We start from the raw sequence: 24,674 nt of genomic DNA on the forward strand, positions 1-24,674 counted from the left end.
TTCAGATGCTGCTTTAGGCGGCGTTTAGCCCGGCCGCGGTTTTGGGCATTGGTACAAACCCTTCCAGAGCCTCGATATTGGCTAGCAGGCGCTGCACATTCGGGTAGGGTTCCAACGAAACATCGCCTTCGGGAGCATGGGCGGTGTAGCTGTAGATGGCCACATCAGCGATTGTGGGCCGATCACCGACCAGCCAATTGCGCCCGTCCAGATGTGCGTCCAGCTTGCCCAACACTTTGGCTGCTGTTGCGTGGGTAAACGCCTTGTCCAAAGGTGCGTTGAACACATTGATCAACCGGGCGGCTGCGGGGCCGAAGGCGAGCTCGCCAGCAGCAAGGGTCAGGAATTTCTGAACCTCAGCCTCAAGCACCGGATCATTGGGCAAATAGTCAGGGGCGTATTTGCGGGCGAGGTAAACGAGGATCGCGTTGCTGTCGCACACGACAACATCGCCGTCCTCTAAAACCGGCACTTGCCCTGCAGGGTTCAAGGCTAGAAACGCATCCTGTTTATGCGCCCCGCCCGCCAAATCCACATCTACAACGTCATGAGGGATATCGGCTAAATTTGCGAACAAAACTACCCGGTGGGCGTGGCCAGACAGCGGAAAGCTGTGAATGCGGAGGGGATGTGTCATCAGATGGCTCCTTCTTTTTGATTGCACTGGAGCCAGAGATAACTTGCGGAAAGTTGGGCGATAATATATTCATTTGTTGAATTACTATGAACGTGGCGTAGATAATGGACACCATCGCAGGAATGCGGGTTTTTATAGCTGTCGCAAGCCACGCATCGTTTACAGACGGTGCCCGACAGGTCGGCATCAGCACAAAACTGGCCAGTAAATACATAGGCCAGCTAGAGCAGCGTCTGAATGCTCAGCTTCTTCATCGCACCACCCGCAGTGTCACCCTGACCGACACCGGCAAGGCCTATTTCGAACGCTGCTTGCCACTCTTGGAACAATTCGATGAGTTGGAAGGGCTGGTCCAGCAACGTCAGACCGAGCTGGCCGGACGCATCCGGATCACCGCCCCAACCGGTTATGGATCGGCCGAGTTAGTTCACCTGCTCAAACCCTTTCAGGATGAACATCCAGGCGTTTTGATCGAACTGCATTTGTCTGATCACCATGTGTCCTTGGTGGATGAAGGATTTGATCTGGCCATTCGTTTTGGGGCGCAGAAAGACTCCTCGCTGGTAGCGCGTAAGCTGACCGATATGCGTATCGTTTGCTGTGCTGCACCTGACTACCTGGGCCGAATGGGAGCCCCCAAAACGCCAGAAAATCTGTCACGGCACAACTGCCTACTGCAAACGACGGGCAATCTGATCGACAGTTGGGATTTCAAAACCTCAGACGGAAAGCTGTTTGTACCAGTCTCGGGCAATTTCCGCGCCAATTCGCCTCGCGCGGTCGCGAACATGGCCGCTGATGGGTTGGGGATCGGGCGGGTGCCTTTGTACACCGCGAAGCCGTTCTTGGCGGAAGGACGGCTAAAGTTGATCCTTGAGGCATACGAGGCCCGGATTTTGGGCCTTTACGCCACTTACCCGCCCAACCGGCACCTGACCGCTAGAATTCGCGCGTTGATCGACTATCTGGTCACTGCTCTGGCGCATTCATAGCGGTTTTGATCGGTTAAATGCCTAAAGTACAACAAAAAAATCGTTGTTCAAAACTTGGTGTTGAAATCCGCCTACCTAGTAGTAGATAGTTATTGCGAAACTTGTATGCCAATCTACCTTTCCCGAGAAGGAACCTCCCATGGAACTGAACTCCGATTTCTCCGCCCGCGTCGTTGTCCACTCGGACCAGATTGATTGGTTGCCCTCGCCTATGAAGGGCGTTGACCGTCGGATGCTGGACCGGATCGGAGGCGAAGTGGCCCGTGCCACCACCATTGTGCGTTATGCACCGGGCAGTTCGTTCTCGGCCCACACCCATACCGGAGGCGAAGAATTCATCGTACTGGACGGGGTGTTTCAAGACGAACACGGCGATTTCCCTGAAGGTACCTATGTGCGCAATCCACCAACCTCGTCTCACACACCCGGTTCAGAGCCGGGATGTACGATCTTTGTCAAACTCTGGCAGTTTGACATGGAGGATCGAACGCAGTTTCGCAAAACCATGGCGGAGGAGCTTAGCGCACCAGTGAAGGGCGTTGCGACAGCACTCCTGCATGAAGATCCCCGCGAACGCGTCACCTACAGCCATCTTGATCCGGGTGCGGAATTGATCTCGGATGCAGCTGGTGGGCATGAGCTGTTGGTCATAGGCGGCCAGATCACTGCGGGCGGGGATGCGCTGGCTAAGAATGCATGGCTACGGTTGCCTGACGGTGAAAACCTGACAGCTGTGGCAGGTCCAGATGGTGCAAAGGTCTGGATCAAGACCGGCCATCTGCCTTATGCCAAAGCGCCTGCGGTTTGATCCAGCAGTGAACATGAACTCGCAACCCAGACGGCGGACGCAGACCCTGATCATCGGGGGGGGTCTTTCGGGCCTGAGCCTCGCGACAGAGCTCACGCGACAAGGGCATGACTTTGTTCTGGTTGAAGCTCGGGATCGCCTAGGCGGTCGTATTCTGACCCGGCATCATGGCGATACTGGCTATGATCTGGGTCCTGCCTGGTTCTGGCCCGGTCAACCAAGGATTGCAGACTTGATCGGTCAGCTTGGTCTATCCTGGTTCGAACAGCATTGTGCAGGCGAGCTGACCTATGAGGACAAACAAGGCCGCGTGTCGCGGGGCCTTGGGTTTTCATCCATGAAGGGGTCACTGCGATTGGACGGCGGCTTTGGTGCGCTGATCGACGCTTTGGCGGCAAGCGTCCACCCGGACCGAGTTCACCTGTCGATGCCAATACAACAGATCGCGCGGGGCGAAGATAGCGTGATTGCAACAGCTGCCGACGGCCGGACCGTTCACGCAGACCGGGTTGTGCTCGCCCTGCCCCCGCGGGTTGCTGCGCAGTTGTCTTTCGAGCCCGCGTTGCCTGACAAAGCGCTGAGTTCGATGCTTGCGGTTCCCACTTGGATGGCGGGTCAGGCCAAGGCCGTCGCAATCTACGCATCACCCTTCTGGCGCGACGCCGGACTGTCCGGCGACGCGATGAGCCGTCGGGGACCGATGGTTGAAATTCATGATGCCTCGCCCGCCCAAAACGGGCCCTATGCGCTATTCGGTTTTGTCGGATTGCCGCCGCAGGCGCGCAAAGATCAGGTGCGTCTGCGCCAACTGGTCTTGGAACAACTCAAGCGGCTGTTCGGGCCAGAGGCTGCACAGCCGCTGGACCTGTTTGTCAAAGACTGGGCCAATGACCCGTTCACGGCAACATTGGAAGATCAGCAACCGCTGTTCAGTCACCCAACCTATGGCCTGCCCTCACCCCTGATGGGTCTTTGGGACCAGGCGCTGATTTTCGCTGGGACCGAGGTTGCCCCCCAGTTCGGTGGATACGTTGAAGGTGCATTGGAAGCCGCGGAGCAGGCCGCAAGGCTTATCATCTACCAAAAGGTTGAGTTGTCATGATGACCGATACGAAAATAGCCCTTCTGAACGTCGCCGAGCAGGCAGCGCGCACCCGTGGGTTTGACGGGTTCAGCTATGCAGATCTGGCCGATGCGGTCGGCATTCGCAAAGCATCGATCCACTATCATTTTCCGACCAAGGCAGCACTAACTGCCGCGTTGATGGATCGATACCATGACGCGCTGAAGGCCGATTGTGATCGGATCGATGCCGCCTGGCCAACTGCGGGCCAGCGTCTGCTAGCGCTGATCGATATCTACCGGGATGCGCTAGGCGGTGGCAAAACGTTGTGTCTGTGCGTGGCCTTGATCGGCAGCCGCGAAAGCTTGTCGGATGAGGTGATCCAAAAGATATCTGAGTTCCGAGCAATGATGGTGAACTGGCTGATCCGAGTGTTCGAACTGGCGGCGCAGGATGGGTCCATTTCATCTTTGGGCGCCGCCCCAGCCGAGGCCCGCGCGGCCCTTGCCCTGTTGGAAGGGGCACATTTGACCGCACGGGCCGAAGAAAACACCTCGAGCTTCAATCAGGCTGTTGAATTGCTTGAGGCGCGGTGTTGAGTGCGGTTAACAACTGATGATCAGAATGTCGCGCAGGCCTGCATCGCGTTGACCCCATCTTGGCGGCGGGCCCAAAGGTCCAAACCATCTTCACTCGCCCTGCTTTGCAGTTGAAATGGTGCCATCCCTGTGATGGGAGACAGGCCTTTGAATGCGAATGTTTTTAGCGGTTTGTTGACGCTCCGACTGGCTAGATCGGCCAACAATGTCGCTGTCAACGGGCCGTGAAAAACCAGCCCACTGTACCCTTCGACGGTGCGGGCATAGTCCACGTCGTAGTGGATGCGGTGGCCATTGAAAGTCAGGGCCGAATAGCGGAACAGCATGACCTCGGACGGCGTAACCATTTCCGAAACCTCTGCGTCGGCAGGCGCGATAGGTTGCGCGGGTTTTGATGCGTTGGGCTTTGGGTCTTCGCGATAAACGATGTCATGTTCTTCGGTCAGGGCAAGCGTGCCATCTTCGGCCAGAACCTCATGCACCACCGTGACAAAGCAAAGCTCCCCGCTGCGCCCGCTTTTTTCAGTGATGGCTTTGATGGTCGAGCGTTTCTTGATACGCGCCCCCAGCGGCAAGGGTGTATGAAACGTAAATCGACCCCCTGCCCACATGCGCCGAGGCAATGCAACAGGCGGCAAAAAACCGCCCTTCTTCGGGTGCCCGTCCCGCCCCAACTGATCCAGAGGTTTGGCATCGAGAAAGTAGAGCCAATGCCACAGCGGGGGGAGCGGATCGCCAATGCCCAAGCCGGGCTCTTGCCCCAGCGTGGCCTGCATGAACCGCGCTGGTTCGGGGCGCAGGATGTCACCGTGGCTTTCGCTGCGCCCGATCCAATTGTCGAAAGTATTTGGCATACTACGCCCGAAGTTTACGCCACTTACGATCCGTGGCAGTTCGGGGCAGCCTAGGATTGCTCAGTGCCAACGACAAGCCGAACCGCGCGAAGATTTGGATCAATCAACAATAGAAATTGGCTGGCCCAGCGTGTCAGCATCGGGCGTGATACCCAAACCGGGCCCCTCGGGCGGAGTGATGCGACCATTCTGACGCACGGGGCAATCCGGAGCCAAGCGGGGTCCGACATAGTGGCTCAGGTCACAAGTATTCATGATGCCGCGCGCGGGTGTCGATGCCGCCAGATGCAGCACGGCCGCCGTTGTGATGTCACTACCCCAAGTGTCTTCGATACACATCTGGGTGCCCAGCGTCAGACATAGGTCGCGGATTTGCCGCATCGCAGACAGGCCACCCATCTTTGACAGTTTCAACGCCGCCGCCTGCATGCAGCCCAGTTGGTGCGCCTCAAGCACCGAGGTGATGTCATGGGCGTTTTCGTCGATTTTCATCGGCAGGCCGGTTGTACGCTGGACATGGGCGCATTCTTGCAAAGTGGCGCAGGGCTGTTCCAGCATCACGTCTAGATGAGATGCCGCCCGCCCGACCCGAGTGGCCGTCAGCGCATCGCTGCCGCAGTTCCAATCGCCGTACACCAAGGGACCTGACCCAACGGCTTCGCGCACCCTGGCCAGACGTTCCACATCCGCTTGCCAGTCGTCGTCCGCGCCTAGCTTCACTTGAAACTGGCGCATGCCGTCGTCGTAAACGTCGCGAGCCATTCGGGCCATTTCATCCGGCGCGACGCAGGTGATCGAGTGATAGAGCGGCATGTCCTTGACCTGTCGCCCGCCCAACAGGCAGTACAGTGGTAGGTTCGCCGCCTGTGCTGTCAAATCCCACAGGGCCATATCGATGGCCGATTTGGCATAGCCATGGCCATACAGGTAGGTGTTCGCGCGCTCCATCAACGCCTCGGGGCCAATCGGATCGGCCCCGATCAAAACCGGGGCCAGTTCCATGACGGCAGGCACTACGCCCTTGGCATAAGCAGGCAGATAATGCGGAATGGGGCAGACCTCACCCCATCCTTGCAGTCCGGTATCGGTATCGATCCGCAATACCACCGAGGTGGTGGTGTCGCAGGTTTTTCCGTCTGCCATGTAGTAGGTCTCATGGCTGGTCAGGGGGACTTCCCACAGCGCGATGCGCGTGATCTTCACTTCAGGCTTCCTCTACTTGTTCAAGCTGTGGGGCGTCGGTGCGCGGCAGCAGGCTGGCCGGGTCATAGGCTGGTTCGCTCAGAATACGCCCTTTGCGCGGCTTGCCCGCTATGATGACTTCGATCTCTGTGCCGGGCACATGCGCGTGCGGTTTGATATAGGCAAAGGCCAGGATTTTGCCGACCGTGTGACCATAAGCGACCGAGGCCGTTGCGCCGACGATTTCGCCATTTACAACAACGGCTTCGCCGCCATGCCCGTCCTCGACCCCGTCCGGTTCGATCTCCAGATAGGCACAGATCCACGGCATTTCGCCTGTCTCGGCCTGTTCCGCGCTGACCCGCGTGGCCTCGACACCCAAATAGTCTTTGTCCAGCTTAATGAACCGGCCCACATTGGCCTCGGGCAGCGTGACCTCGTTGGTCAATTCGCCTGCGCCGGGGAAGGCTTTCTCCATCCGCATGGCGTTCATTGCGAAAGAGCCGTAGTTGACGATGCCGTAAGGTACACCCGCAGACCAAAGCGCGGTGTAGACGTCAACACAAGCCGCGTCGGGCATGTGTAGCTCCCAACCCAATTCGCCCGCATAGGACATCCGGAACGCCCAGACCTTGTGGCCTGCAACGGTGATTTCCTGCGCCGACAGCCAGCGGAAACCGGCATTCGACAGATCCGCATCGGTGCATTGCGCCAGAACATCGCGCGATTTTGGGCCGTTCAACGACAGGGCCGACCATTCGGCAGACAGCGCCGTGATGGTTACATCCTCATCGGCGCGGTTGTGGTTCAAATGGTCCAGCAGGCGCTGTTCGAAGAAGGCGGCACAGACCAGATAGAACCGATCATCCGCCATGCGCACCAGCGTGGTTTCCAACTCGACCCGACCCCGGCGGTTCAGCATATGGGTCAGCGTGATCGAGCCGGTTTTCTGCGGCATCTTGTTGGCGGTCAGACGGTCCAGCAATGCGTAAGCGTCCGGGCCCGAAACCTCGACCTTGGTAAAGGCGGTGACATCCATGATGCCGACGCCTTGGCGCACGGCTTTCACCTCGGCGCCCACCACATCATGCACCACATTGCGGCGGAAGCTGTAGTGGTCGCGCTGCTCGACGCCGTCCGGCGCAAACCAGCGGGGACGCTCGAACCCGTAAACCTCTTCATACACCGCGCCTTTGTCCTTGAGGATCTCATAGAGCGGTGACGGCTTGATCGGGCGACCTTCCAGTCGGTTGAAATGCGGGAAGGGAATCTCGTGGCGCAGCTTGTAATCCTCATGCGCTTTGATGACCTGCCAGTCCTTTTTGGCATAGCTGCCAAAGCGGCGGGGGTCGTAATCGCGCATCGAGATATCGGCGGCACCCCGCACCATCCACTTGGCCAGTTCGCGTGTCAGGCCGGGGCCCCAGCCGATCCCGATCTGAGTGCCGCAGCAACACCAATAATTCTTGACACCTGGCGCAGGCCCAACCATCGGGTTGCCATCCGGCGGGTGGCTGATGGCGCCATGGACCTCACGGGTGATACCCAGTTCCGCAAAGATCGGCATGCGTTCCAGAGAATTCTCCAGCCATGGCATGACACGGTCATAATCGGCCTCGAACAGCCAGTTTTCGTATTCCCACGGGCATTCGTCATGCCAGACCGAGTTCGAGTTCTCTTTCTCGTAGATCCCGATCAGACCCTTTTTCTGCTCCATCCGGATATAGCCCGAGACCATCTTGTCATCCCGGATCACCGGCAGTTCAGTGTCCAGATCCTGAAATTCGGGCACATTCTCGGTGACGAAATAATGGTGGGTCATCGAGGTCATGGGCAGTTGCAAGCCCGACCATTCGCCCATTTGGCGGGCATAGGTGCCACCGGCGTTGACCACATGCTCGCAAATGATTGTGCCGTTTTCGGTTTCAACCACCCATTCGCCCGCATCATTCTGGGTGATGTTGGTAGCGCGGCAATGACGGAAGATGCGCACCCCTTTCTGACGCGCACCGGTGGCCATCGCCATGGTCACGTTAGACGGGTCCACATGGCCATCATCCGGGGTGTAAAGCGCGCCCAAAACGCCATCCAGATTATAAAACGGGTGCTTTTCTGCGATGAAGTCCGGCCCGACCAGCTCGATATTGAAACCCAGCGAACGGCCGACTGACAAGGTGTGGCGCAGCCAGTCCATCTCATCCTCGGTATAGGCCAGCCGGAACGAGCCGCAGCCATGCCAGGTGACCGCTTGCCCTGTCTCTTCCTCAAGCGTCTTGGAATAGAGGCCAATATTGTAATCGACCATCCGCCCCAGCCCGTAGGAGCTGGTGGAATGGGTGATCTGTCCGGCCGCGTGCCATGTTGATCCGCTGGTCAGTTCAGCCTTTTCCAGCAGGATCGCGTCTTCGCCCCAGCCTTCATGCCCCAGATGATAAGCCAGGCCGCAGCCCATAACGCCGCCGCCAACAATGACGACCTTTGCGCGCTGCGGCAGTTCTTTATTGGACATCACAAAATTCCTGTTCGAGAGTCGCAGATTTCTGTGGATTTGATATTCAAACAAATGTACCACGGTCAATGAATAATGATACAAATGATTGCGGCTTGGGTTTTTGAGGCCAAACTTGCCGCCTATCACTTGGGCTTTGTTACGAGGTCAGGGAATGAATAAACCGCTCACCCATTCGCTGGAGGCCAGCTATTACACCGATCCAGCCGTCTTCCAGAATGAGATGAACGGGCTGTTGTCTCGTACCTGGCAATTTGCAGGGCATGCGGCAGATATTCCAAATGTGGGCGACTATTTTGCCTTTCAGATCGCCGGTCAGAACCTGTTTGCCATTCGTGGCCGGGATGAGGTGATCCGCACGTTCTACAACGTCTGTCAGCATCGCGCGCATGAGATGGTAACTGGTACAGGCAACACTCGCGTGGTCGTTTGCCCCTATCACCAATGGACCTATGAGCTAACCGGCGGATTGCGCGCCGGGCCGAACATCAAAAAGGTTCCCGGATTTGATCGTGAGAAAATCTGCCTGACCGAGGTTCGGACTGAGATTTTTCTGGGCTTTATCTTTGTAAATTTGGACAAGGATGCCGCGCCAATGGACGACTGGTATCCCGGTGTGCGGGAAGAGATTGCCGCGTTTGTTCCCCAGATTGATGAGTTGGCACCGTTGGAATGGGTTGAAATCCCGGAAAACTGCAATTGGAAAGTCTCGGTCGAGAATTATTCGGAATGCTACCATTGCCCGACCAACCACCCGACATTTGCGGAAGGCGTAGTGAAACCCGAAACCTACGATATTCAGCCCGATATGGGTGGTGGCTATGTTTTGCGCCACACAACCGAGTGTCAAAGCCTAGAAAAGATGACTTATCCCATCGACATGTCAGCGCCACATGCGGGCGACTACCAGTCATGGTTCCTGTGGCCGATGTTCTCGTTCCAGTGTTATCCAGGCAATGTATTGAACACCTATCACTGGCGCGCTGAATCCGTTGATACCTGTACGGTCTGGCGCGGCTGGTACACGACCGGCGGGCATGAAAGCGATGTGATCCGCGGGCTGGCGGTTCAGGATCGCGAGACAACTGTGGCCGAAGATATCCGTCTGGTCGAATCCGTGTATCGCGGCCTGAAATCCAAGGGATATGTTCCCGGGCCTCTGGTTCTAGACCCCGATGGCGGGGTGATGAGCGAGCATTCAATCGCTCGGCTACAGCAATGGATGCGCGACGCAGTCGATTGATCTATGTGAAAATCTGGAATTGTGATCTGGTTGCGGGCATAGGGTCGCGCCATCATCAAAGCATTGAAACAGGAGAGAAATGATGGATGAAGATCTGTTCGAAAAAGGGTTAGAGCAGCGCAAGGCGACACTGGGGGCAGATTATGTCGAAAAGAACCTGGCCGCCGCCGATGACTTTACTCGCCCGTTTCAAGAGGCGATGACCGCCTGGTGCTGGGGTTTTGGCTGGGGTGATGACACGATCGATGCCAAGACCCGGTCGATGATGAACCTGTCTATGATCGGCGCGCTGGGAAAGATGCATGAATGGGAAATTCACTGCAAAGGCGCTTTGAACAATGGTGTCACCAAAGAAGAAATTCAGGCCATTATCCACGTGATCGGCATTTATTGCGGCGTACCGCAATCGCTGGAGTGCTTCCGCGTTGCCCGGAAAGTGCTGGAGGAGCGCGGTCTGCTCTGACCTGCTGCCATCAGTTCAGATTGCGCGGCAGCTCCTCAGACCAATGTTGTTCATGGACAGGTTCGGTGCCTTCAAAAGCGCGTAGGGTTGCGGTGATCTGCCAGTTCTTCGGCGTGGCGGTCATGCAAACTTCGGTTTCGGTTCGGATCGACCAGTCGTCGCGTGACATCTGGTAGACCCAGCGCGTCTTGCCTTCTGCGCCTGCCGGGTATTGAGCGGAAGCGCTAAAGATTTCGCGGCCTTTTACTTCGATCTCAAGGCCATTTTCTACGATCCTGTAGCGGCCCGTCTCATGCTTTGTGTCGACGGTCACAATATCGCGGACCACATCATGGGTGATGCTTCGGCCGCCTTCACCTTCCGCCAACGTCACCGTTTCAAGCGGTGCGGCTTGCTCGGGCTCGGGATAAGCGTGAAGCGTTTTATCTAACGGGCTTGGTTGCCGGTCTGGCAGCGTCAGACAACAACGATCCAGATTGAGCGTCAGGGTCGCGGCTTCGGGTGCTGGCCAGATCAACGGGAAATAGCTGGTGGAAAGCGCAACACGGATGCGGCTGCCGACCCCGAACCGGTGGGCGATGGCGCGTAATGGAACCTCAATCTCATAGCTCTGTCCGGGCACCAAAGCCTCGGGAGTTTCGTGGCTGTTGCGGTGGGTCAGGTTCAAAACAGCGTAGGTCACGCGTGATGATGACCCGCTTGGCAAAACTTCGTTCAGGCGCACGGCTATTTGCGCAACCGGCTTGTCGGAGGAAAAGGCCAGCCGCAGGATCGGTTGGCCCACAATGTCGAATGAGTCCGAGAGTGGTGCGCTGTCAAAGCAGGCCGACAGCACATCGTCACGTCGCTGATCGCCTGGCAAATCCCCATCGCTGGCAAAGGCGCACCAGAACCCGGCATAGCCACCCGACATGACCGGTGAGTTGACCGATACTGTTCCCGATCCGGGGGCATCGGTCGCCAAAGTACCTTTTGCGCTCGGGTACCAGTCAGATGATCCTATGGCGGGTGATGGCCAGCTGCTTTCTGCCACCCAATGCCCGTCGCGATGGGTCATCGCCTCCTTCGGCTCGGCGCTGTGCTGCATGTAAAGGCGCAGCATTGGCTCATCCATGATGCCGGTGTCATGCCCTTTTAGCCAATGATCCCACCAACGCAGAACCTCTTGCAGGAACCCCATCTGAGGACCTGGCAAGCCAGCATTTGGCATCAGATGTGCCCAAGGCCCGATCAGCCCTTTGCGCGGTCCTTGCAGATGTTCCATCATGCGAAACACCGCCGGATAATACCCGTCCGCCCAGCCTGAGACTGCAAAGACCGGGATTTTGATGCGCGAGAAATCCTCACACACCGATCCGTGTTTCCAGAACGCATCGCGGGTTTGGTGCTGCATCCAGGTTTTCAGCCAAAGCCCCGAGCCACGCAGGCGGTCCAACCACATTTCGCGCCAGCGTTCACCCACATTTGCCGGGTCTGGCGGCATGGTGTTCTTGCCAAACATGATCGAGGACCACGTCAATTGCTCGCCCAGCACGCAGCCCCCAGAGTAGTGGATATCATCGGCATAGCGATCATCGGTTGAACACAGGGTCAGGACGGCCTTCAACGCAGGCGGTTGCAGAGCTGCGATCTGCAACCCATTGAACCCGGACCACGATTTCCCGGTGATTCCGACCTTGCCATCGCACCAGTCTTGTTCAGCGATCCAGGCGATCACTTCACACCCGTCTTGCAGCTCCTGAGGGGTGTATTCATCGGTCAGAACGCCTTCGGAATCGCCGCTGCCGCGCAAATCGACACGGACAACTGCATAGCCATGCCCCGCGAGATAGGGGTAAAGCGTCACATCCCGCTCGGCCATGATGTCATTCTTGCGATAGGGCTGAAACTCGAAGATCGCAGGCACTGGCTGCGACGGAGCGCTTTGGGGCATCCAGATGCGCGAACCCAGTCGGCAGCCATCCGACATTGGAATCTCGACGTGATAGATTTCTTCAACAGAATTGGGGAATTGCGAGACAATCTTCATGCGTGAAACAGCCTATCCGTGGATGACAGAGGCAGCATAGCCCCGGTTGATTCATTACAATCCGATATACGTTGGCATGTCATCCCAAAACCTGTGCCGGGTTCTGGCCAAACGCTTTCGTAGTACTGTCAGCCGAGCGCTTTTGTCGTTTGTCGGGGTATCAGGCGGACATCTGTTCGAGTTTCGGCCTCGGGCATCTCGTCCTTTTGCAGCCAACATAAGATCGTATCTGCCACTTGTCGCCCAAAGGCCTCGACGCCGCAGTGAACCGAGGATAGCGCTGGCCAACACTCTGAGGCCTCGCGAATATCGTCGAACCCGATGATCTGAAAGGAATTTCCGATCTCTACGCGGGCCTCGTGGCAGGCGTTGATCATTCCGAAGGCCACCAAATCGTTGAAACACAGTGCCGCATCGCAATCGGGGTGGTCCCTGAACAGGTCAATCGCTGCTGAATGCCCAAACGCGCGACTGGTTTTGCCCGTCATGACAATCGGGTCCAAACCGTTTTCCTGTATAACCTCGAGATAGCCTGAGAAGCGTTCCTGAGTGACTTGCCGCCCCTCGAGCCCGCCCACAAAGGCAACCCGGCGTGCGCCGGCGTTCAATAGGTGCTGGGCCGCGGCCTGCCCGCCTGCGCGGTAGTCAGGGGCGATGAAGGGGTGTTTATCCGTCTCGTTTTCGACCTGACGCAGGACCTGCATCATCGGGATACCAGCACGCTCAACAGCCTCAAGTGTTTTTGAGACATCCCCATAAGCAGGGGACAGGATCAGGGCTGAAACACCGTGCTCCAACATCGCGGTGACCACCTGGTCCTGAATACTGGGGTCTTCATTGGTGTTTGCGACCACCACCGCATAGCCCCGCGACCCCAAAGCCATTTGCAGGGAGGTGGCGAATTCGGTGAAAAACGGGTTGGTCAGATCGTTGATCACCAACCCGATCAACGCGTTCCCGGTTGACCTCAGATTGGCCGCGGATCGGTTATAAACATAACCGATCTCTTTCATCGCTGCGTGAACCAGCGTTCGGGTTTCCGCTTTGACCTGCGCGCTTCCCTGCAACACAAGGCTGACCGTGGATTTCGACACGCCCGCCTTGTTGGCGACATCTATGATCGTCGGTCTGCGCATTCAGTCTATTGATCTACCCCATGCAGGTTCAGCAATGTTGTCATCCGCGCTGTGGCCCGATCCGGGTCCGAGAGCAAACCTGCCTGATCTGCAAGCCGGAACACTTCGGCGTAATGACAGATGTCGCGGCTGGATTGGAACCCGCCGGGCATGATGAAATGGGACTGCGCCCCGTTCAGCCAGGCCAGATAGGCGATCCCGGCCTTGTAGAACCGCGTCGGGGCACGAAAGATCTCGCGGCTGAGCGGCACGGTCGGGGCAAACAGCGCGTGGTAACGATCCATGTCGTCCTGCGCCAGGGCCTCAAGCGCCTGAGAGGCCGCCGGAGCAATCGCCGCAAAGATGCCCAGCAAGGCGTGGGAGTAATGGTCCTCGTCCCCGGCAATCAGATCGGCATAGTTGAAATCATCCCCGGTATAAAGGCGCACACCGTCCGGCAGGCGCTTGCGAAACGCCTCTTCATGCGCCTGATCGAGCAGTGAGATTTTGATGCCATCGACCTTGTAGGGGTTTTCAGAGATCAGAGACAGCACAAACTCGCTGGCCTGATCCACATCCGTGCTGCCCCAATAGCCGGTCAGGGCCGGGTCGAACATATCGCCCAGCCAATGCAGGATCACCGGTTCCGCCGCCCCGTCGATCAGTGCGTGGTAGACATCGTGATAGGTGTCGGGTCCTGCGTTGATGGAAGGGAAGGCGCGTGAGGCCATCAGGATCAATTGACCACCGGCGGCCTCGATCGCCTCAGCTTGATGTTCATAAGCGGACAGGATTTCCCCTGCCGTGTTTAGCGCGCTCATCGGCACATGATCCGTCCCGGCCCCGCAGGCAACGCGTGGCGACAGGGGGTGCGTTTTGGCGGCCACCATCGTGCGCTGGATCAGTTCCAGCGCCGTCTCCCAATCCACGCCCATGCCGCGTTGGGCGGTGTCCATCGCCTCGGCCAGCCCAAGGCCCTGATCCCACAGACCCTGGCGGAAGTTCAGGGTCGCGTCCCAATCTACCGCCGGTCGGCCATCCCACGGGTTTCGCTCGGCCAGCGGGTCCGAGACGACATGCGCCGCGGCAAATGCCGTGCGCGTCAACGGCACCTGCGGCGCGCGGGGGATCAAGGGTGTTCCGGTCAGAGCATAAGGTTCCAACTGGCCGTCGCGGTTGGGCAATACTAATTTCATTGTCTCAGACCTCCAGATCCAGAACCAGAATGCCGTCGATTCCACCCACGGCGTTTGCGACCAGTTGCGCCCCGCACGCCTTGTGATCCTCGTTCGCCTGATAGGTCGCCAAGGCGTCCCAATCGTCGAAATCGATTACGAAGCCGTGCATATATCCGCGCTCGATCTGTTCCGGGCTTTGGCTGCGGCCCCCGGTGAAACCTTTGGCACCGGGCAGAGCTTCAGCCACCTTGGCCAGCCCGCTGTAGATTTGGGCGACCGTCTTCTCGGTCACATCCGGGCGGAATTTCGTCAGAACGATATGACGGATCATTGCGTAAATCCTTGATCTTGCTTGATCATGTCGACGGCTTTCTCACCGATCATGATCGTGGGCGCGTTGGTGTTCGAAGAATTAACCGTTGGCATGATCGAGGCGTCGGCCACGCGCAGACCCTCGATCCCGTTGAAGCGCAGGCGCGGGTCCAGAACGGCCTCGGCGTCATTGCCCATGCGGCAGGTGCCCGCGCAGTGGTGCGAGGTTTTGGAATGCACGCAGATGAAGTCGAAATACTCCTCCTCGGTCTTTACAGTCGGACCGGGCAGACGTTCCGCCAGAACATATGGCTTCAACGCATCCTGCGCGAGGATGTTCTGCACAAGTTTCAGACCCCGGATCGACATCTCTCGGTCATAGGGATCGGCCAGATAGTTCGGATCGATCAAAGGCATTGCTGCGGGATCGGAACTTTGCAATCGCACCGTCCCCCGAGACCGGGGCCGCAGGAAACAGGCGTTCAGGGTGACGCCGCCATTGGGCATCGCTTCGACCCCGGCCTCGATCCCCGTACCCAGCCCCAGATGCATCTGAATGTCGGGCGAACGGGCGTCGGGGTCGGCGTACCAAAAGCCGCCGGTTTCAAACAGGCTGGACGCCACCGGCCCCTTGCGGGTGAGCAGATATTGTAGCCCGGCCCAAGCCGACAGGTGCAGCTTGGCGAAGCGGTCGTAAGTGTGCGGGCCGGTGACCTCGCAAATCGAATAGAGATCGAGGTGGTCCTGCAGGTTCTCACCAACCTGCGGCTGGTCATAGACTGCCTTGATCCCGAGGCTTTCCAGATTATCCGCCGGTCCGATCCCGGACAGTTGCAGCAGGCGGGGTGAGCCGATTGCACCGGAGGACAATATCACCTCGCGCGCGGCAGTGATCTTTTCGCCACTCATCATCTCAATACCGGTTGCCCGACCCTTTTCGACTGTGATCCGGTGGACCTGTGCGCCCATACGCACGGTAAGGTTCGGACGGGTCCGGTTGGGTGTCAGAAACGCCATCGCGGCCGAGGATCGGCGTGCGTTGCGTTGGGTCAGCTGGTAGTACCCTGCCCCGTCCTGTTTTGCGCCATTCACATCGCGCGTTTCGGGGATGCCAACCTGCCCGGCGGCCTTGATATAGGCATCGCAGATCGGCAAAGGCGCGGCCGGCATCGACACGCCCAGCGGGCCGCCTTTGCCGTGGAACTCATTGTCGTAGCTGTCGTTATCCTCGGACTTCTTGAAATAGGGCAGGATATCGTCATAGCCCCAGCCCTCGCACCCCATCTGCCGCCAGTCGTCATAGTCCTGCGCCGCGCCGCGCGTGTAGATCTGGGCATTTATGGCCGACCCGCCGCCAATCACCTTGGCTTGTGTGTAGTTGAACACCTTGTTCTGCATGTGCTTCTGCGGCACCGTCGACCAACCCCAGCTGCCAATGCCTTTGGTCATCTTGGCAAAGCCTGCAGGCAGGTGGAAAAACGGATGCCGGTCCGAAGACCCGGCCTCAAGCAGCAATACCTTGGCCTCGGGTTCCTCGGAGAGGCGCGCCGCAATGACCGAACCTGCCGAGCCGCCGCCGATCACGATGAAATCATATCCTTCAGACATCTTGTCCTCTGAGTTCCTTACAGGCGCGAGATCGAAAGCCCGCCATCCACGGGGATCGCGGCACCGGTGGCGAATTGCATCTGGCCGTCCACGATGGGAACGATGACCGTGCCGATATCTTGCGGCTCACCCCATCGCGCGGCAGGGACCAGCCCGCCTTCGATCCGGGCGGTGTATGTGTCACGCACGCCCGCCGTCATTTCCGTGGCGATGATGCCGGGGCGCAGTTCGAACACGCCAATCCCATGCGGGGCCATCCGCACCGCAAACAGCTGCGCCATCATTGCGGCGGCGGCCTTGGACACGCAGTATTCGGCCCGCTCAACGGACACCATCTCGGCGCTGACCGATGTAATGAATGTGATAGAGCGATAGCTGTCCTGCGGGTCGGCCAACATGCGCCGCGCGACCTCTTGCGTCAGAAAGAATGCGCCGCGTAGATTGATGTTTTGCACGAAATCCCAGTTCTCGGGCGTCAGTTCCAGCATATCGCCGCGGACCGGCGCGCCGACGCCTGCATTGTTGATCAGCGCGGTGACCGGGCCTAGCTGTGCCTCGACCTGATCCAGAAGTGCGGGCACGTATTTGATGTCAGAGACATCATGCTGCAGGTAGATTGCATTCGGGCCCAGATCCGCCAGTGCCTTTTGCACGACCGGGTCTTCTGGGTTCACATCCGAGGCAAGCGCAACTCTGTGCCCGGCGGCGATCAATGCGCGTGCGATGCCGAGGCCAATGCCCTGCTGCCCTCCGGTGACCAAAGCGACTCGGCTCATGCCGCTAACTCCGTTTCAATAATGTGACGACCGGCGCGCAAGGCCAGCGCCGCGATAGTCAGGGCGGGATTGACGGCAGCCGAGGTCGGCAGGACCGAGGCGTCAACGATGAACAGGTTCCGGTGGTCATGGCTGCGGCAGAACGGGTCCACAACACTGCTGGCCGGGTCCTGCCCCATCCGCGCGGTTCCGCATTGGTGCGAGGGGGTGCGCCGGTCGAAGGGCCGGGACAGGACAATTGGAAACCCGGCCCGTCGCAGGTGCTGTTTCAGCTTGGCCACCAGTGCCTCATGCGCCTGCCAGTTCGAGCGTTTCCAGTCCAGCCGGATCTGATCACCTTCGATCGTTACCCGGCTGTCGGGGTTGGGCAGGTCCTCGGACATGGCGTAGAAATCGAAGCTGCGGTTTGCGATCAGCGCAGCTATTGAGCCGGGCAGCCCGGTCTGAGACGCCAGGATCGGACCAGTGATCTTGCCCAGCATTTGAATATTGCCCAAAGGCGCGCCGCCCTGCCCGTCAGTGTTGTAATAGTCGTTGAACATCAATGTCTTCTGATAGACCGAGCGGTTACGGCGCAGCGGATGCAAAGCCAGAACCGCCGAGCAATTGTGGTTCATGAAGTTGCGCCCAACCTGATCGGATCGGTTCGCCAATCCGGCGGGGCAATTGTCATTGGCGGATTTCAACAACAGCGCAGCGGACTGAACCGCCCCAGCAGATAACACGATCACCGGCGCGTGCAGGGTACCATGCCCCTTGACCTCAACGCCTGTGATTTGCCCGTCATTGTCGCTCAGCAGTTTTTCGGCAGGTGCGTTCGTCAATAGTTCGACATTCTCGTGCTTCAGGGCGTCCGCCAGAGCGCAGGTTTCGGCATCCATTTTGCCACCGCAGGTGTTCGGAAATGCATCCCACGTGGTTTGCCCGGCCAAGAGCCAGCGATCGATATCCACCCCCAAAGGGACCGATGCAGGCGACAGGCCCGCCCCACGCAAGCGCGCGCGCAGATCCGCGATGTCAGGCTCATCGGCCACAGGAGGATGCGGGTAAGCGCCGCTATGCGGCGGCTCGGTTGGGTCCTCATCAGCAGTCCCACGCACCGTGTACAGCTGCTCGGCTGCCGTGTAGTCCGGTTCCAGATCGTCGTAACGGAGAGGCCAGCCGGGAGAGCGACCCCCCATGTGCTGTCGCGGTTCAAAATCCTCGGCCCGGTAACGGATCAGCGCAGCACCGTAGAATTTCGAGTTGCCGCCGACGCAGTAGTAGTTCCCCGGATTGAAGGGCTGCCCTTCGCCATCCAGCCATGTTTCATCGGGGCGGAAGCGCCCATCCGCAAAGATCGCATTGGTGTCCCGGTCCACGGGCGAAGGGCGCAGATAGTCGCCGCGTTCTAGGATCAGAATGCGACGGCCCGTGGGGGCAAGTGCTGCGGCTAGCGTCGCCCCTCCGATCCCAGATCCGATGATTATGACATCCGGGTTTGTCACGGAACAATCCGCATCTCGCTTTCCGGGTCAAAGGCCACGGCCTTTTCCATATTGACGGCAAAGTCGAAATCCTGTCCCGCCGCAACCTCAGCGTCAGAGCGCATCCGGGCAATCACATCGCGGCCCCCCAATTGCATCGAGACAAAGGTGTCCGACCCGGCGGGTTCGGTAACAACAATCCGGTTGGTCATCTGCGCGATGTTCGTGGATTTCCGGTCTGCACCATCCATATCGGTGATGGTTTCCGGACGGATGCCGAGCAAGATGTCGCGCCCATCCCATTCGGCCAGATTGTCCTGGCTGAACGGCAGTTGCGCCATCGTTCCGTCATGGGTGGCAACCTCGGCATGAGGACGACCGTTCAGCACGGCCACTTTCGCAGGCATCACGTTCATCGCGGGTGAGCCCATGAAGGTTGCCACAAAGATATTGGCCGGCGTGTCGTAGATTTCCTGGGGGGTTCCCAGCTGCTGCACGTAGCCTCCGTTCATCACGGCGATCCGGCTGGACAGGGTCATCGCCTCGATCTGGTCGTGGGTCACGTAGACGATGGTGGTGCCAAGGTTCTGATGCAGCTTCTTGATCTCGGTCCGCATATCGACGCGCAGTTTGGCGTCGAGGTTGGACAGAGGCTCGTCAAACAGGAACACATCCGGTTCCCGCACCAACGCGCGCCCCATGGCAACGCGCTGGCGTTGTCCGCCTGACAATTGACCGGGCTTGCGATCCAGCAGCTGCTCGATCTGCAACAGGGTGGCGACCTCGTGCATTGCCTTGTCGCGTTCGGACTTTGGAACGCCGTGCATCTCTAGCCCGAAGGTGATGTTCTGCCCGACCGTCATGTTCGGATACAAAGCATAGCTTTGGAACACCATGGCGATGTTACGGTTCGACGGGTGCACCCCGTTCATCACCTGATCTTTGATACGTATCTCTCCGCTGGTGATCTCTTCCAGCCCGGCGATCATGTTCAGCAGAGTGGATTTGCCACAGCCCGAGGGGCCCACCAGCACCAGAAATTCCCCCTCCTGCACCGAGATATCGACCTTATGCAGAACCTCGACCGATCCGTAGGACTTGGTCGCGTTGTCTATGTCCAGAAAACCCATCAGGCCTTATCCTTTCACGGAACCCGCCATCAGGCCGCGGACGAAGTACCGTCCGGCCACGATGTAGACGAGCAGAGTTGGCATGGCGGCAAGAATGGCCGCTGCGAAATGAACGTTGTATTCTTTGACACCGTGCGATGACTGGACGAGGTTGTTGAGTGCCACGGTCATCGGCTGGCTGTTGGCGTCGGCAAACGAAGCACCAAACAGGAAGTCATTCCAGATGTTGGTGAATTGCCAGATGATCGACACCACCGCGATTGGCCCGGAACTTGGCAACAAGATGCGCCAGAAAATCTGGAAGAACCCGGCCCCATCGATCTGCGCGGCCCGGATCAATTCGGTCGGGAAGACGGCGTAGTAATTGCGGAAATAAAGCGTGGTGAAGCCGATCCCGTAGACCACATGCACCAGTGCCAGACCCCAGGTTGTGCCCGCTAGACCCATCAGACCCAGCATCCGCGCCATCGGGATCAGAACGATCTGAAACGGAATAAAGCAGGCAAACAGCATCAGGCCGAACAAAATGGTATCGTACTTGAAGCGCCACTTGGTCAGCACATAGCCGTTCAGCGCCCCCAGGATGGTCGAGACCATGACAGCCGGGACCACCATCTTGATCGAATTCCAAAAATACGGCCGCAGTCCCGTTGGATCGACGCCGATCTGTGCCGAGGACCATGCTTTGAACCATGGCTCCAGCGTGAAGACCTGTGGCAGGTTCATCATTCCGCCACCGGTGATCTCTGCCAATGGTTTGACCGAGTTCACCAACATCACATAAAGCGGCAACATGTAGAACAAGGCGAATAGAACCAGCACCAGATAAATCAGCGTGCGCGTGACCCGGCCTGTGCGAATTGCGGTATCCTGAGTTGCCTGGGACATCAGCGTTTCTCCCGCAATTCGGCGTAGAGGTAGGGGATCATGATCGCCGCGATGGTCATCAGCATGATCGTGGCCGAGGCCGCGCCGATCCCCATCTGGTTTCGCGTGAAGGTGTAGGAATACATGAAGGTCGCCGGCAGTTCCGTTGCCCTGCCCGGCCCCCCTCCGGTTAGGGCGATCACAAGGTCGAAGGTCTTGATCGCAAGGTGGCTGAGGATCACGAAGGCCGACAGGAAGGCGGGGCGCAACTGCGGGATGATGATCCGGCGATAGAGGTTCCAGTTCGAGGCCCCATCCATCTGCGCCGCGCGCAGGATTTCGTTGTCGATCCCACGCAGACCAGCCAGGAACATGGCCATGACAAATCCACTGGTTTGCCAGACGGCCGCCAGAACAACCGTATAGATCGCGTAGTCGCGGTTCTTGATCCAGTCAAATTCGAAACTGGTCCAACCCCATGAATGCATGACGTTTTCCAGCCCGATCCCGGGGTCGAGGAACCATTTCCACGCGGTGCCGGTAACAATGAAACTCAGCGCCATTGGGTAGAGGTAAATCGGGCGCAAAAGCCCCTCACCTCTGATTTTCTGATCAAGGAATATCGCCAGACCCAGCCCGATACAGGTGCAGATCACGATGTAGAGCCCGGCAAAGATGCCCATATTGATAAGCGAGGTTTCCCAATGACTGAGCCGCCAGAGCTTGTCGTAATTTTCCCAGCCGACCCAGCCAAAGCTTGGCAGAATGCGGCTATCGGTAAAGGACAGGTACACCGAAAACAGGATAAACCCGTACACAAAGACCAGCATCATCGCCAGCGATGGGGACAGGACCAACTTGGGGATCCAGTTCTGAAGGCGTGTTTTGAAATCCGCGTCGGCTGAGCCAGCCATGGCGCGCCCTCCTGCAAGTGGGGAAGTGTCTGAGGTGCGGGGTGTGCCCGCTGGTGACAGGGCGGCACGGTCGCCGCCCCGTCGGGAGGATCAGGTGATCACTTGGCGATGGACACGGCGTCGACCAGTTCGACTACAGCGGTTTCGCTGTCATATTCGCCGTTGAAATGCGCCGTCACGACGTCATAAACCGCGTTCTTGACCGAGGCAGGGGCTGCGTGACCATGGGCCATCGATCCGAACAGGTTGCCCGAGGATGCAGCCGCCGCCAGATCCTTCATTCCCTGTTTGCCGCAATCGTCAAAGTCGGCATCGCTGACATCCGTCCGCGCGGGAACCGAGCCCTTTACTACGTTGAACGCGGACTGGAACGACGGAGACAGGATCGCGCTTGCCAGAGCCGCCTGTTCTGCCGAAACCGAACCACCCTGATCAAACATCATGAACTGGTCGGCGTTGAAGGTGACCTGATCGGCCGTGCCGGGGAAGCGGAAGCACAGGAAGTCCTGACCGGGCACTTTGCCGGCATTCAGGAACTCACCCTTCGCCCAGTCTCCCATCATCTGGAAGCCGGCCTCTCCATTGATGACCATTGCAGTCGCCAGGTTCCAGTCGCGGCCCGAGAAGTTCTCATCCACATTGTCGCGGATAAAGGCCATGCGGTCGAACGCCTCTTTCATGGCGTCACCACCCAGGGCTTCTTCATCCAGATCGATGAAAGCAGCTTTGTAGCCATCCGGACCCAATGTCGACATGGCCACAGCGTCGAAAATAGTCGCGTCCTGCCAGGCCTGACCACCATGGGCAATTGGTGTCACACCAGCAGCTTTCAGCGCTTCAACAGCAGCCACAAATTCTTCCCAATTAGTGGGCTGCGCGATGCCGTTTGCATCCAGAACCGCTTTGTTGGCCCAGACCCAGTTGGTTGAATGCACGTTCACAGGGGCCGAGACCCATTTGCCGTCATGCTTGGCAAAGGCCTTCAGCGCATCCGGCACGACCGCGTCCCAGCCTTCCTTGGCGGCCACATCGTTCAGGTCGGCCAAGGCCCCCTGTGCGGCCCAGTCCTGAATGTCAAAACCCAGACCCTGAACGGCGGTTGGAGCGTTTCCAGCAGTCACACGGGCGCGCAGAACGGTCATCGCCTGCTCACCGCCACCACCGGCAACCGGCATGTCAGTCCAGCCAACGCCCTGACCGGACAGGTCATCTTTAAGGACGTTCAGCGCGGCAGCTTCACCACCCGAGGTCCACCAGTGCAAAACCTCAACCTCTTCCGCCTGTGCCAGGCTGGACGTGCACAGAAGCCCGACCACAATGACCGACTTTGTTTTCAGCATGTTACGCATTTTCGTTTCCTCCCTTAATGCGATCTTTGTTATTCCTGCGCCGCGTGGCGCGTATTTCAATCCTGTGGCACCCAGGGCGCCCGGCTGTCGCCGATGCGCATCACCACGGATTTGACCTCAAAAAACTCCTCGAACCCATATTGCCCGATCTCCCTGCCCTGGCCGGATTGTTTGTAGCCACCGAAGGCGACCTCGGGGAACCCATCCATCCAAGTATTGGTCCAGACCGTCCCCGCCTGGGCGCGACGGGCAAAGTCGAGGCAAGTATGGACATTCTCGCTCCAGATCCCTACCGAAAGACCGAGAGCGCTATCATTCATGATCTCAATGGCTTCGTCCAGCGTTTTGAACGTCAGTACAGACAGCACGGGGCCAAAGACTTCGTCGCGTGCGATGGGCATATCAGGTTGAACATCGGTGATAATGGTCGGCTGATAGAATTGGTTGCCCAACCCCTCAACGTTCAATGGATCGCCGCCCAAGGCAATTGTTGCGCCTGCGGATCGAGCCTCTTTGACATAAGCATCGATCTTGGCGTTGTGTTCGGGCGTGACAATCGCCCCGACCTGCGTGCTCGGGTCCAGCGGGTCGCCAAATTTCACCTTCCGCGACAGCGCGATCACCTTGTCGGTAAAGGCTTGCGCGATATCCTCATGCACGATGATGCGACTGCTGGAGTTGCAGCACTGACCGACATTGAAATAGACGCCAAACACCACTGCATCCGCGGCTGCATCCAGTTTGGCATCGGGAAAGATCACCTGTGGGTTCTTGCCACCCAGCTCCAGCGCAACTTTCTTCAGAGTATCCGAGGCGGTCTTGCTGATGGTTTTGCCCACTGTGGTTGAACCAGTGAAGCTGACCATGTCTACGGCCTCATGGCAGGACAGTGTACTGCCGACCGGTTGGCCATAGCCCAGAACAATGTTGCAAACACCTGCTGGTAAGCCGGCTTCGATCAACAGTTCACCTAGCATCAAGGTGGTCGAGGGCGTCATCTCGGAGGGTTTCACCACCGCTGTGCACCCTGCCGCCAGCGCGAAGGGCAGTTTCTGGCTGAGAATCCAAAATGGGAAGTTCCACGGCGTGATGATAGACACGACACCGATGGGTTCTTTCAGTACAACGCCCATGATATCTGCGCCCAGCGTATTGTGGCTGTCACCATGGATGCTGCGGGCCAGCGACGCTGCATAGCGCCATAGATCGGCTGCACCTCCTACCTCACCCTTGGACTGGCTGATCGGCTTGCCGCTTTCCAGTGTCTCGATCAGGGCGATGCGGTCGACGTTTTGTTCGATCAGATCGGCCACTTTCAGCAGCACCTCGGCACGGTCTTTGCCCGAAGCGCGGCTCCAGACGCCGCTGTCAAACGCTGCGCGGGCGGACAGGATCGCCGCTTCTGCTTCGGCCTGACTGCCCGAGGCCGAGCGGCTAACCACATGTCTGTGCGACGGCGATATCCGCTCGAACGTTTCGCCCGACGCGCTGTCCTGCCATTCACCATTGATCAGGTGGCGGCCCTCAAACAATTGGGGCAGATCGAAGGGGATCGCAGGGTTGATCGTGAGGTCTTTCAT

Annotated in this window: 22 protein-coding genes; 6 read left to right on the forward strand and 16 right to left on the reverse strand. The window is 58.4% G+C overall.

All coding sequences use genetic code 11. The features are described 5' to 3' along the window. Positions 1-13 precede the first annotated feature (13 nt). Positions 14-637 carry a glutathione S-transferase family protein gene (locus ACR0DH_RS12480; protein WP_480549508.1) on the reverse strand — a complete coding sequence of 208 codons (624 nt, stop codon included), beginning with the start codon at positions 635-637 and terminating at the stop codon, positions 14-16. A gap of 104 nt (positions 638-741) precedes the next feature. On the opposite strand from ACR0DH_RS12480, the gene ACR0DH_RS12485 reads away from it, so the two are divergent. The 4 genes from ACR0DH_RS12485 (at position 742) to ACR0DH_RS12500 (ending at position 4,099) form a co-directional block, all read left to right on the forward strand. Further along, positions 742-1,629, forward strand: coding sequence for a LysR family transcriptional regulator (locus ACR0DH_RS12485; protein WP_480549510.1), 888 nt, complete (start codon positions 742-744; stop codon positions 1,627-1,629). A 139-nt stretch (positions 1,630-1,768) separates the two neighbouring features. Beyond that, on the forward strand, positions 1,769-2,437 hold the full coding sequence (locus ACR0DH_RS12490; protein ID WP_480549512.1) for a cupin domain-containing protein: 669 nt from the start codon (positions 1,769-1,771) through the stop codon (positions 2,435-2,437). A 13-nt stretch (positions 2,438-2,450) separates the two neighbouring features. Then, on the forward strand, positions 2,451-3,539 hold the full coding sequence (locus ACR0DH_RS12495; protein WP_480549514.1) for a flavin monoamine oxidase family protein: 1,089 nt from the start codon (positions 2,451-2,453) through the stop codon (positions 3,537-3,539). Further along, positions 3,539-4,099 carry a TetR/AcrR family transcriptional regulator gene (locus ACR0DH_RS12500; protein WP_480549516.1) on the forward strand — a complete coding sequence of 187 codons (561 nt, stop codon included), beginning with the start codon at positions 3,539-3,541 and terminating at the stop codon, positions 4,097-4,099. Before ACR0DH_RS12495 ends, ACR0DH_RS12500 begins: the two co-directional genes overlap by 1 nt. A gap of 20 nt (positions 4,100-4,119) precedes the next feature. Here the strand turns inward: ACR0DH_RS12500 and ACR0DH_RS12505 are convergent, their stop codons facing one another. From ACR0DH_RS12505 to ACR0DH_RS12515, 3 genes are all read right to left on the reverse strand, one after another. After that, a complete protein-coding gene (locus tag ACR0DH_RS12505; RefSeq protein ID WP_480549518.1) occupies positions 4,120-4,953 on the reverse strand; it encodes an HTD2 family dehydratase in 834 nt (277 codons plus the stop codon). Between the two features lie 99 nt (positions 4,954-5,052). Then, on the reverse strand, positions 5,053-6,156 hold the full coding sequence (locus ACR0DH_RS12510; RefSeq protein WP_480549520.1) for a mandelate racemase/muconate lactonizing enzyme family protein: 1,104 nt from the start codon (positions 6,154-6,156) through the stop codon (positions 5,053-5,055). A gap of 1 nt (position 6,157) precedes the next feature. Continuing rightward, positions 6,158-8,644 (reverse strand): FAD-dependent oxidoreductase, encoded by a 2,487-nt coding sequence (locus ACR0DH_RS12515; RefSeq protein WP_480549522.1) that lies wholly within the window; start codon positions 8,642-8,644, stop codon positions 6,158-6,160. Between the two features lie 154 nt (positions 8,645-8,798). Between ACR0DH_RS12515 and ACR0DH_RS12520 the strand changes: the two genes are divergently transcribed. Together ACR0DH_RS12520 and ACR0DH_RS12525 are read left to right on the forward strand one after the other, a co-directional pair. Further along, the gene (locus tag ACR0DH_RS12520; RefSeq protein WP_480549524.1) at positions 8,799-9,887 is read left to right on the forward strand and encodes an aromatic ring-hydroxylating oxygenase subunit alpha; all 1,089 of its coding nucleotides are present in this window, start codon (positions 8,799-8,801) and stop codon (positions 9,885-9,887) included. Between the two features lie 79 nt (positions 9,888-9,966). Then, entirely contained in the window at positions 9,967-10,350 is a 384-nt protein-coding gene (locus ACR0DH_RS12525; protein ID WP_480549526.1) for a carboxymuconolactone decarboxylase family protein, read from the forward strand. Positions 10,351-10,360: 10 nt separating this feature from the next. On the opposite strand, the gene ACR0DH_RS12530 is transcribed toward ACR0DH_RS12525, so the two are convergent. The 12 genes from ACR0DH_RS12530 to ACR0DH_RS12585 form a co-directional block, all read right to left on the reverse strand. Continuing rightward, entirely contained in the window at positions 10,361-12,379 is a 2,019-nt protein-coding gene (locus ACR0DH_RS12530) for a CocE/NonD family hydrolase (RefSeq protein WP_480549528.1), read from the reverse strand. A gap of 128 nt (positions 12,380-12,507) precedes the next feature. Continuing rightward, positions 12,508-13,515, reverse strand: coding sequence for a LacI family DNA-binding transcriptional regulator (locus ACR0DH_RS12535; protein WP_480544730.1), 1,008 nt, complete (start codon positions 13,513-13,515; stop codon positions 12,508-12,510). A gap of 5 nt (positions 13,516-13,520) precedes the next feature. Next, positions 13,521-14,690 carry a dihydrodipicolinate synthase family protein gene (locus tag ACR0DH_RS12540; protein ID WP_480549530.1) on the reverse strand — a complete coding sequence of 390 codons (1,170 nt, stop codon included), beginning with the start codon at positions 14,688-14,690 and terminating at the stop codon, positions 13,521-13,523. Between the two features lie 4 nt (positions 14,691-14,694). After that, complete coding sequence (locus ACR0DH_RS12545) at positions 14,695-15,003, reverse strand: Dabb family protein (protein ID WP_480544728.1); 309 nt, start codon at positions 15,001-15,003, stop codon at positions 14,695-14,697. Further along, complete coding sequence (locus tag ACR0DH_RS12550; RefSeq protein WP_480549532.1) at positions 15,000-16,592, reverse strand: GMC family oxidoreductase; 1,593 nt, start codon at positions 16,590-16,592, stop codon at positions 15,000-15,002. Before ACR0DH_RS12550 ends, ACR0DH_RS12545 begins: the two co-directional genes overlap by 4 nt. Positions 16,593-16,609: 17 nt before the next feature. Continuing rightward, positions 16,610-17,368, reverse strand: coding sequence for a 3-ketoacyl-ACP reductase (locus ACR0DH_RS12555; protein WP_480549534.1), 759 nt, complete (start codon positions 17,366-17,368; stop codon positions 16,610-16,612). Beyond that, complete coding sequence (locus ACR0DH_RS12560; RefSeq protein WP_480549536.1) at positions 17,365-18,855, reverse strand: GMC oxidoreductase; 1,491 nt, start codon at positions 18,853-18,855, stop codon at positions 17,365-17,367. Before ACR0DH_RS12560 ends, ACR0DH_RS12555 begins: the two co-directional genes overlap by 4 nt. After that, a complete protein-coding gene (locus tag ACR0DH_RS12565) occupies positions 18,852-19,964 on the reverse strand; it encodes an ABC transporter ATP-binding protein (protein WP_480549538.1) in 1,113 nt (370 codons plus the stop codon). Before ACR0DH_RS12565 ends, ACR0DH_RS12560 begins: the two co-directional genes overlap by 4 nt. A 6-nt stretch (positions 19,965-19,970) precedes the next feature. Continuing rightward, the gene (locus tag ACR0DH_RS12570) at positions 19,971-20,852 is read right to left on the reverse strand and encodes a carbohydrate ABC transporter permease (protein ID WP_480544723.1); all 882 of its coding nucleotides are present in this window, start codon (positions 20,850-20,852) and stop codon (positions 19,971-19,973) included. Next, the gene (locus ACR0DH_RS12575) at positions 20,852-21,745 is read right to left on the reverse strand and encodes a carbohydrate ABC transporter permease (RefSeq protein WP_480544722.1); all 894 of its coding nucleotides are present in this window, start codon (positions 21,743-21,745) and stop codon (positions 20,852-20,854) included. Before ACR0DH_RS12575 ends, ACR0DH_RS12570 begins: the two co-directional genes overlap by 1 nt. 98 nt (positions 21,746-21,843) lie before the next feature. Then, positions 21,844-23,085, reverse strand: a complete 1,242-nt coding sequence (locus ACR0DH_RS12580; protein ID WP_480549889.1) for an ABC transporter substrate-binding protein — start codon at positions 23,083-23,085, stop codon at positions 21,844-21,846. Positions 23,086-23,150: 65 nt separating this feature from the next. Next, a complete protein-coding gene (locus tag ACR0DH_RS12585; protein ID WP_480549540.1) occupies positions 23,151-24,674 on the reverse strand; it encodes an aldehyde dehydrogenase family protein in 1,524 nt (507 codons plus the stop codon).

The sequence above is a fragment of the Ruegeria sp. I1 genome (assembly GCF_056532675.1).

Excerpts from the sequence above, each read along its gene's own strand:
- ACR0DH_RS12515 (WP_480549522.1), bottom strand. The coding sequence starts at position 8,644 with ATGTCCAATAAAGAACTGCCGCAGCGCGCAAAGGTCGTCATTGTTGGC.
- ACR0DH_RS12540 (WP_480549530.1), bottom strand. The coding sequence starts at position 14,690 with ATGAAATTAGTATTGCCCAACCGCGACGGCCAGTTGGAACCTTATGCT.
- ACR0DH_RS12530 (WP_480549528.1), bottom strand. The coding sequence starts at position 12,379 with ATGAAGATTGTCTCGCAATTCCCCAATTCTGTTGAAGAAATCTATCAC.
- ACR0DH_RS12505 (WP_480549518.1), bottom strand. The coding sequence starts at position 4,953 with ATGCCAAATACTTTCGACAATTGGATCGGGCGCAGCGAAAGCCACGGT.
- ACR0DH_RS12550 (WP_480549532.1), bottom strand. The coding sequence starts at position 16,592 with ATGTCTGAAGGATATGATTTCATCGTGATCGGCGGCGGCTCGGCAGGT.
- ACR0DH_RS12525 (WP_480549526.1), top strand. The coding sequence starts at position 9,967 with ATGATGGATGAAGATCTGTTCGAAAAAGGGTTAGAGCAGCGCAAGGCG.
- ACR0DH_RS12485 (WP_480549510.1), top strand. The coding sequence starts at position 742 with ATGGACACCATCGCAGGAATGCGGGTTTTTATAGCTGTCGCAAGCCAC.
- ACR0DH_RS12575 (WP_480544722.1), bottom strand. The coding sequence starts at position 21,745 with ATGGCTGGCTCAGCCGACGCGGATTTCAAAACACGCCTTCAGAACTGG.
- ACR0DH_RS12580 (WP_480549889.1), bottom strand. The coding sequence starts at position 23,085 with ATGCTGAAAACAAAGTCGGTCATTGTGGTCGGGCTTCTGTGCACGTCC.
- ACR0DH_RS12490 (WP_480549512.1), top strand. The coding sequence starts at position 1,769 with ATGGAACTGAACTCCGATTTCTCCGCCCGCGTCGTTGTCCACTCGGAC.
- ACR0DH_RS12535 (WP_480544730.1), bottom strand. The coding sequence starts at position 13,515 with ATGCGCAGACCGACGATCATAGATGTCGCCAACAAGGCGGGCGTGTCG.
- ACR0DH_RS12555 (WP_480549534.1), bottom strand. The coding sequence starts at position 17,368 with ATGAGCCGAGTCGCTTTGGTCACCGGAGGGCAGCAGGGCATTGGCCTC.
- ACR0DH_RS12570 (WP_480544723.1), bottom strand. The coding sequence starts at position 20,852 with ATGTCCCAGGCAACTCAGGATACCGCAATTCGCACAGGCCGGGTCACG.
- ACR0DH_RS12545 (WP_480544728.1), bottom strand. The coding sequence starts at position 15,003 with ATGATCCGTCATATCGTTCTGACGAAATTCCGCCCGGATGTGACCGAG.
- ACR0DH_RS12585 (WP_480549540.1), bottom strand. The coding sequence starts at position 24,674 with ATGAAAGACCTCACGATCAACCCTGCGATCCCCTTCGATCTGCCCCAA.
- ACR0DH_RS12565 (WP_480549538.1), bottom strand. The coding sequence starts at position 19,964 with ATGGGTTTTCTGGACATAGACAACGCGACCAAGTCCTACGGATCGGTC.
- ACR0DH_RS12495 (WP_480549514.1), top strand. The coding sequence starts at position 2,451 with ATGAACTCGCAACCCAGACGGCGGACGCAGACCCTGATCATCGGGGGG.
- ACR0DH_RS12520 (WP_480549524.1), top strand. The coding sequence starts at position 8,799 with ATGAATAAACCGCTCACCCATTCGCTGGAGGCCAGCTATTACACCGAT.
- ACR0DH_RS12500 (WP_480549516.1), top strand. The coding sequence starts at position 3,539 with ATGACCGATACGAAAATAGCCCTTCTGAACGTCGCCGAGCAGGCAGCG.
- ACR0DH_RS12480 (WP_480549508.1), bottom strand. The coding sequence starts at position 637 with ATGACACATCCCCTCCGCATTCACAGCTTTCCGCTGTCTGGCCACGCC.